Here is a 7,691-nt window from a genome sequence, read left to right on the forward strand (position 1 = left end):
CAAGCATTTACTGCCTCATAATGATTTTGGCAGTTTCACGAGCCTTGATAGCCCATAACTCGTGCATTTTACCCGAAAAATGTAACTGGTCGCTGGCAATGTAAGCAACATCGGTATGTTCACGGGTAATAGTCGTAATATCTATAAAAGGCACACCAACTTTTCTACATTCATCTTTGGCTACGGCGTTAAACTCGTCAATTTCTTTAGCTATTTTCGCAGTATTACGTGAAGCCGCAAAAGGTGTAATGCCATAATCGGGAATCGACAATACAAAAACCTTTTTATAATCACCATGCGCAAATCGGGCACTTATTTGTAGTAATTCTCTAAATTCGGTTTTGTATTTTTCTATACTCTGCCCACGATATTGGTTATTTACGCCTATCAGTAAAGATACCATGTCATATTGATTTGTGTTTTTGCTGTCAGCAATAGCCTGTATAAGTTCTTCGGTTGTCCAGCCTGTGCGGGCAATAATATCGTGTTTGGTAATGGTAAAATCATCTTTCAGTAAGTCAATCAGATACATACTCCAACGGTCTTTTTCTACTACACTTTCACCAATGGTATAAGAATCTCCTAATGCTAAAAAAGTTCTGTTTGGCCCGGTTCCAACAGGGTTCGGAATAGAAATTATTTCGGTAGTATCAGTCATGGCACATGATAAGAATAAACCTATGGATATAAATAAAGCGACTATTTTTGACATAGCAGAGCGAAGGTATTTTTGAATTACAGAATATTAAAGTACAATTATATTTATGAATATATACGGGAATATAGGGATAGAAGTCCTATTTTTGCAAAATTTTTATTAAAACCTATATTTCCGTTTCAACGGTTGATGTAATATGAAAGTTGTTTTAGCATATAGTGGAGGATTAGATACCTCGTTTTGTGTAAAATACCTGACCGAAGAATTAGGTCATGAAATACATTCTGTATTGGTTGATACAGGTGGTTTTACAGAAGAAGAAATCAAGGATATTGAGACAAAGGCGTATGAATTAGGCGTAAAACACCATCATACAGCTCGTATGGTAGGCGAATATTATCAGAAATGTATTCGTTATCTGGTATATGGCAATATCCTGAAAAACAATACTTATCCGCTTTCTGTAAGTGCTGAACGTATGTTTCAGGCGGTAGCAGTAGCTGATTATGCCAAAGAAATTGGTGCAGAAGCTGTTGCCCACGGAAGTACAGGTGCCGGAAACGACCAGGTGCGTTTTGATATGGTTTTCAGAATCGTATTACCCAATGCGCAGATTATTACACCTATCCGTGACTTACGTTTATCTCGTGAGGCGGAAATTGAATTTCTGAAATCAAAAGGTGTCGTGCGTGAGTGGCACAAAGCGGCCTATTCTATTAATAAAGGTTTGTGGGGAACATCAGTAGGCGGTAGAGAAACTTTAACCTCTGATGGTTTCTTACCTGAAAGTGCCTTCCCGACACAAGTAACCAAGAAAAAAGGTAGTGAAATAACCTTGCAATTTGTGAAAGGAGAGTTGAAGGGTGTAAATGGTCGTCGTTTCAAGAATCCGGTAGATGCTATCCGTCGTTTGTCTGAACTGGCTTCGCCGTACGGCATTGGTCGTGATATTCATGTGGGCGATACTATTATCGGTATTAAAGGACGTGTAGGTTTTGAAGCTGCTGCTCCGTTGATTATCATTAAAGCGCACCATTTGTTAGAGAAACACGTATTAACCAAATGGCAACAATACTGGAAACAGAATTTAGCCGAATGGTATGGCATGTTGTTACACGAAGGACAATTCCTGGAGCCGTTAATGCGTAACATTGAAACTTTCCTTGAAAGTACCCAAACTAATGTAACAGGCGAAGTGCGTGTGCAATTAGCCCCTTATCATTTTCAGTTATTAGGTATTAAGTCAGATTACGATATGATGTCGCCGGTGTTTGGTAGTTATGGTGAAATGAACAATGCATGGTCAGGTGATGATGTGAGAGGGTTCTCAAAAATCATGTCAAACCAGGTAATGATTCATGAAAAAATAGCTGAATTGGTGGCGAAGAAATAGTTTTAGTGTATCACGATTTTTCAAATCGTTTTGCGAAGACGATTTGAAAAATCGTCCACTCGGTGGGCGGATACACTTAAAAAGGACCTTTCACATTTATCTTATCAGCCTGTCTGGCAACTCCCGGCATTTCTCCTCTTATATCTTTGGCAGGCACAGCCTTTCCTGTTTCTCTGTCATACCAATCAGGCGTAGTTTTCAATGGGTTTGTATCGCCTGTTTGTGTCTGCCATGTCTGCAAAACGCTTTTAAGCTGATTAATAGTTGATTTGTATTTAGGGTCATTAATCAGGTTATTGGTTTGAGCGGCATCACTTCTCATATCATAAAACTCGGCTGTTGGTCGGGGCTTTATGAAAGCCTCTTTTTGTAGGTTAGTGAGTTGCGCTTGATTCTCTTTCAAAGCTAATGCTGACGGGCTTTGATTGGCATCAATAGACCCTCCATTATCCAATTCAGGACGAAGATTAATCAGATACAGAAAATCTTTGGTTCGTATGGCTCGTTCGTATGCTTGGTAATCATGCCAGTTGTGTTCAGCAAAAATGTATTTCCTGAAATCAGCTTCAGGGGTTTTCAGCAATGAGGCAAAACTTTGCCCTTGGATGGTAATCGCTGGTTTTATGCCTGCTAATTGTAATAAAGTAGGTGCAATATCTATAGTACTAACCAAGGCATTTATTTGTTGCTGGCTTTTAATTCCGGCTTGCCATTTCATGATAAACGGCGTTTTAATCCCTCTGTCATACAATAATGTTTTGTTGCCCGGAAAAGCACGTGCATTATCAGCCGTGAAAATAATAATCGTATTATCTGCTACGCCTTGTCTTTCTAATTCTTTCCATAATTCGCCGATATAATAATCCAATCGACCAATTTCATTATAATAAGAGGCAAGGTCTTTTCGGGTGGCTTTAGTATCAAGCAGTGTAGCAGGCACACGAACTTCATTGTCAGGATTATGCGTAATCTTGAAATTATCTGCCGACCACTCTCTATGGGCATCAAACGGAGAAAGCCAGAAAAAGAAAGGTTTGTCTTTCGGCCTTGCCTGTAATACATTAATCCACTGGTCTTCACCACCTAAGCCATTCAGTTTTTCACCTGCCAGTAAGGTATCATAGGCACGTTTGGTATTTTTACCCTCATGCCATTTGCCCATTAAGGCAGTGTAATAACCTGCTTTTCGTAATTGCTCGGGGAAATAAGTCAGGTGTGCCGGAAGCTCGGTATGCAATTCTGCCGCACCCGTATTATGTGGATACCTGCCAGTGAGGATACTGGTTCGGCTAGGGCTGCAAGAACTGGAGGTAACAAACATATTGTTGAATTGCAAACCCTCTTTGGCTAACCTATCTATATTAGGTGTTTTTACCAGAGGATTCCCATAAGAACCAATATCATCATGGCTGATGTCGTCTCCAATAATGAAAATAATATTAGGCGCAGTAGCTTCAGGTTTTTTTAACCATGCCGATAGAACTATGCCTATTAATAACAAGATAGCTATGCCTGAATACTTTTTCATTATACCCAATGATTTATAGATGATATTTTTCAGTAGTTATAATCTCAGCTACGGCTTTACATTTATCAAAATCAGCTTCGTACTTCTCAAATTCATTGGTCAAGGCAGCACTTGCCATGCTCACATCAGCTTTTCGATATTCCATGCGGCTATTAATAATACCTTTGCCTGTCATGTGTAGGGCATGAATGCCAGTCTCTAATAATCGGGCGGCGTTTTGCGAGCTTACACCTGCACCTGCCATAATTTCAATGCGATTATCAGCTTTTTGTGCTAAGGTTTTTAATAATTCTATGCCTTCAATAGCTGTGTTTTTTTGCCCTGAGGTTAATATTCTTTCACAACCCAGTTCTATAATGGTTTCTAAGGCCTTCAATGGCTCGGCACATACATCAAATGCTCTATGAAAAGTAACTTTCATGGGGTGGGCTAAGTCAACTAATTCTTTTGTACGAGTCTGGTCTATAGTTCCATAAGGATTCAAAAGACCAAATACCACCCCATCTGCCCCTAAATCTTTAGCGGTTTGAATGTCTTCTTTCATAACTTCAAACTCTGTCTCTGAATAACAGAAATCGCCTCCACGTGGCCGAATCATGACATATAATTTAATGGTCAGGTTCTGACGAGCGAGTTTAATTAATCCTGCTGAGGGGGTAGTACCTCCCTCAAACATTCCTCCACACAATTCAATTCGGTAAGCGCCTGCCTTTTGGGCTATCAGGCAAGATTCTAAAGAAAAGCAACAAATTTCTAACATTCCGGTTCTATGGTTCTTTTATACAAAGAAACAGATTAAATGCTGTTCATGATGCATCTAATCTGTTTTCTTTAGGTTTTTAATTACGCGGGTATCCGAATTTTATTAATTCTCTTTTACATAGTCAATTCCCTGAAAACCTCTTCAATGGCTTTGCCGTCTTTTTTAAGTTCAGAAAGCGTACTGTCGGCTACTATCTTGCCCCGGTTGATAATCAACACACGGTCGCAGATAGCTTCTACCTCCTGCATGATGTGCGTGCTGAAGATAACTGTTTTGTCTTTACCTACATTTTTGATGAGGTCTCGTATTTCGACCAGTTGGTTAGGATCAAGTCCGGTAGTAGGTTCGTCTAAAATCAATACATCGGGGTTATGAATCAATGCTTGGGCAAGTCCTACCCGTTGGCGGTAACCTTTTGATAATTGTCCGATTTTCTTATGTTTTTCAATGCCTAATCCAACCCTTTCTATAGTTTCATCAATCTTGATTTGTAGCGTTCTGCCTTTTAAGCCATAGAGTGAACCTGCAAAATCGAGAAACTCCTTCACATACATATCTAAGTACAAAGGGTTATGCTCGGGTAAATAACCGATATGCGTTTTTACCTGCATAGGTGCTGTTTTCACATCAAAGCCGTTTACTTCCGCCGTTCCCTCTGTGGCAGGAATATAACCTGTCAGGATTTTCATAGTAGTTGATTTCCCTGCCCCGTTTGGGCCAAGAAAACCAATGATTTCTCCTTTGTTAACCTCGAAAGATATATTATCAACGGCTCGTTGTGTGCCGTACACTTTGCTTAGATTCTGAACTTTAATAGACATTGCCGAGCGGTTCTATAGTATATATACTGATAAATTAAGGTTAGTAAAATTCCGGTTTCTATCAGCTTTATGAGTTAATTACCTATTCTAAACGTAAAAATAGGTTTTCTCGTGAAAAGATTGGCTAAAAAATATCATTCCTGCACTTTTTAATTAAATTTGTTCATATTCAACCATTTAAACAAGCGATGAAAAAAACACTCCTATTCTTCCTTATCAGTATTCAATTTGCCTTTGCGCAGGACAAAGTCGTTCGTATGGGTATTGTGGGTATGACCCACGACCACGTGTTTCAGATTCTTAATAATGTTAAACACGAAGGCGTAGAAGTGGTAGGCTTTGCAGAACCCGATAAAGCGCTTGCCATGAAGTATTTTGCCAAATACAAATTGCCCGAAAATCTCTGGTACGCCAGTCTCGACGAAATGATTGAAAAAGCCAAACCCGAAGCTGTTTGTGATTTTAGAAGTATTATTGAGCATCTGGAAACGGTCCAGAAATGCGCACCCAAAGGCGTGCATGTAATGGTAGAAAAACCATTGGCGGTTAATCTGGCTGCGGCCAAACAAATGGAGGCGTTGGCTAAGAAGCACAATATTCAGTTATTGACCAATTATGAAACCACCTGGTATGCCAGCAACCATGAGGCCTATAAAATGATTAATGAAGACAAGGCTATTGGCGACATCAGAAAAATAGTGATACACGACGGCCATTCAGGCCCTAAAGAAATTGGAGTAACCAAAACTTTTATGGACTGGCTGGGAGACCCTGTGAAAAATGGGGGTGGAGCTATTATAGATTTTGGCTGCTATGGAGCCGATATTATGTCGTGGATGATGAAAGGTGAAAGACCAACTTCTGTAACGGCTATTACACAAACTATCAAACCGGATATGTATCCGAAAGTGGATGATGAGGCAACAATCATCGTTACTTATCCGAAAGCGCAAGGTATTTTTCAGGCCTCATGGAACTGGCCTTTTGATAGAAAAGATGCGGAATTTTATGGCAAAACGGGTTATATAATTGCCGACAGAAGTTTGCAAATGCGTGTAAGGAAAGGTAATAGAAATGCACCTCCGGAAGAGAAAGTGGAAATTAAACCATTGGCTTCTCCGATGAACGACCCTTTCAGTTACTTTGCCGCTGTGGTGAGAGGCAAAGTAAAATCTGAAAATGATTTGGGTTCATTAAAAATCAATATGGTAGCTATGGAGATTCTTGATGCCGCCGTGAAATCGTCAAAGGCAGGGAAAACCATTGAATTGAAATAGCCGGGATTTGATTGGTTAAATCCTGTAGGGGTATAAATTTGAGGTTGTCTCAAAATTTTGCCAAGCCAAATATTATTTGGTACAAAATTCTCCTCACCCTCTAAGTCTCCCTCTCCCGCAGGGTGAGTTTTACCCATAAGTACGGTTTTTTTGTAAAAATAAGTTCTTTGACATATTGAGACCATCAACAAGTGCCTGGAAATAAATCCAACCTTTCCAGATTGTTTGCCATCCGGGCATACCAGCCTGTTTGATACCCTGATGCCCTCCCATCCTGGCTAAAAGCAGCATAAACCATAAATTGGTATGCTTCTGGGCAAAAGTTAAGTCAATAGGCATCAGATATTTATCGGCAGCTATGTCAGCCATCATTAACTCATCCTGTGAGAGTAATTCATTAATCAGATGATTAGTCGTCTTCTGGGCATGCTCTTTGAGAGCTAAATATCTTGTTCTTAATAAACCAATCGCTATTAAACTCAATAGACTGATGGTATTAAAGAGTGCTTGTGGGGATTGTAATTGTCTTTGTTGGATACTACAACCCGTTTTGAGACATTTATGAAAATCTTCACAGGTAGTCCATCTGCGGGTATAGGTATCAATAATAGCTACCGCCTCTGCTAAAGTCTTTACCGGCACATTGGTAAGTATCATCCAATGGGCTAAGTCTTGTCCTTTGATAGGTTGAAGTTGCTGCAAGGTGAGTACATAAATAGGTTTAATTAAATCCTGTAAGTCAACTTTTGCAAAAGTAATCTGACACTCACATAGGTGTGCTTTGCCTTTGGCATCTAAGAGCGAACGTTCAACAATCCCACCAGGGGTTAAACTTTGCAAATAGGGCTTCAGGGTTTGAGTACTGTTTTTGAGTTTACGGTCATGTCTGCCATTGATAATAAAGAGTTGTCGATGGGTAAGTGCATAATTGAAGACCTCTGCCACATCAGCTTCTTTATCAGCTACTTGTACAACCGATATACCCGTTTTACGTCCATATTTACGGGCAAAATCAATGGCTTCAATCCATTTAGCACTCTCCTTTTCTTCAAAAGGACGCAGGTGTCTTTGATGACGTTTACCATAATCATCCCTATCTCTTTGTATGAACTCTTGGATGGGTAAGCCTAAAGGTACATAATGGTTGTCTGTCAGAATACCATTATGTATTAATACTCCATTATCGCTTCCGGTTTGAAGGTAGCCTAAATCCATCTGACGGGTAGGATAATTGCCCACTGTACTATCCTG

At 39.8% G+C, this 7,691-nt stretch carries 7 protein-coding genes; 2 read left to right on the forward strand and 5 right to left on the reverse strand.

Translation table 11 applies throughout. The annotated features are described in order from the left end of the window. Window positions 1–7: 7 nt before the first annotated feature. The gene (locus tag EWM59_RS09285; RefSeq protein WP_130020686.1) at window positions 8–712 is read right to left on the reverse strand and encodes an SGNH/GDSL hydrolase family protein; all 705 of its coding nucleotides are present in this window, start codon (window positions 710–712) and stop codon (window positions 8–10) included. A gap of 142 nt (window positions 713–854) precedes the next feature. On the opposite strand from EWM59_RS09285, the gene EWM59_RS09290 reads away from it, so the two are divergent. Beyond that, on the forward strand, window positions 855–2,051 hold the full coding sequence (locus EWM59_RS09290; RefSeq protein ID WP_130020687.1) for an argininosuccinate synthase: 1,197 nt from the start codon (window positions 855–857) through the stop codon (window positions 2,049–2,051). Window positions 2,052–2,127: 76 nt separating this feature from the next. Here the strand turns inward: EWM59_RS09290 and EWM59_RS09295 are convergent, their stop codons facing one another. The 3 genes from EWM59_RS09295 to gldA all read right to left on the reverse strand — a co-directional run bounded on the left by EWM59_RS09295 (window position 2,128) and on the right by gldA (window position 5,163). Then, window positions 2,128–3,579, reverse strand: a complete 1,452-nt coding sequence (locus EWM59_RS09295; protein ID WP_130020688.1) for a sulfatase family protein — start codon at window positions 3,577–3,579, stop codon at window positions 2,128–2,130. A 13-nt stretch (window positions 3,580–3,592) separates the two neighbouring features. Beyond that, window positions 3,593–4,339: a copper homeostasis protein CutC gene (locus EWM59_RS09300; RefSeq protein WP_130020689.1), complete on the reverse strand. Its 747-nt coding sequence runs from the start codon at window positions 4,337–4,339 to the stop codon at window positions 3,593–3,595. Window positions 4,340–4,455: 116 nt separating this feature from the next. Then, the gene (gldA, locus tag EWM59_RS09305) at window positions 4,456–5,163 is read right to left on the reverse strand and encodes a gliding motility-associated ABC transporter ATP-binding subunit GldA (RefSeq protein WP_130020690.1); all 708 of its coding nucleotides are present in this window, start codon (window positions 5,161–5,163) and stop codon (window positions 4,456–4,458) included. 188 nt (window positions 5,164–5,351) lie between these two features. Between gldA and EWM59_RS09310 the strand changes: the two genes are divergently transcribed. Next, window positions 5,352–6,440 (forward strand): Gfo/Idh/MocA family protein, encoded by a 1,089-nt coding sequence (locus EWM59_RS09310; RefSeq protein ID WP_130020691.1) that lies wholly within the window; start codon window positions 5,352–5,354, stop codon window positions 6,438–6,440. Window positions 6,441–6,569: 129 nt separating this feature from the next. Here the strand turns inward: EWM59_RS09310 and EWM59_RS09315 are convergent. After that, window positions 6,570–7,691 (reverse strand): IS4 family transposase (locus tag EWM59_RS09315; RefSeq protein WP_130020692.1); only part of this gene is annotated, 1,122 nt, incomplete at its 5' end.

The sequence above is a fragment of the Emticicia agri genome, assembly GCF_004168285.1.
In the GTDB taxonomy this organism is placed as follows: domain Bacteria; phylum Bacteroidota; class Bacteroidia; order Cytophagales; family Spirosomataceae; genus Emticicia; species Emticicia agri.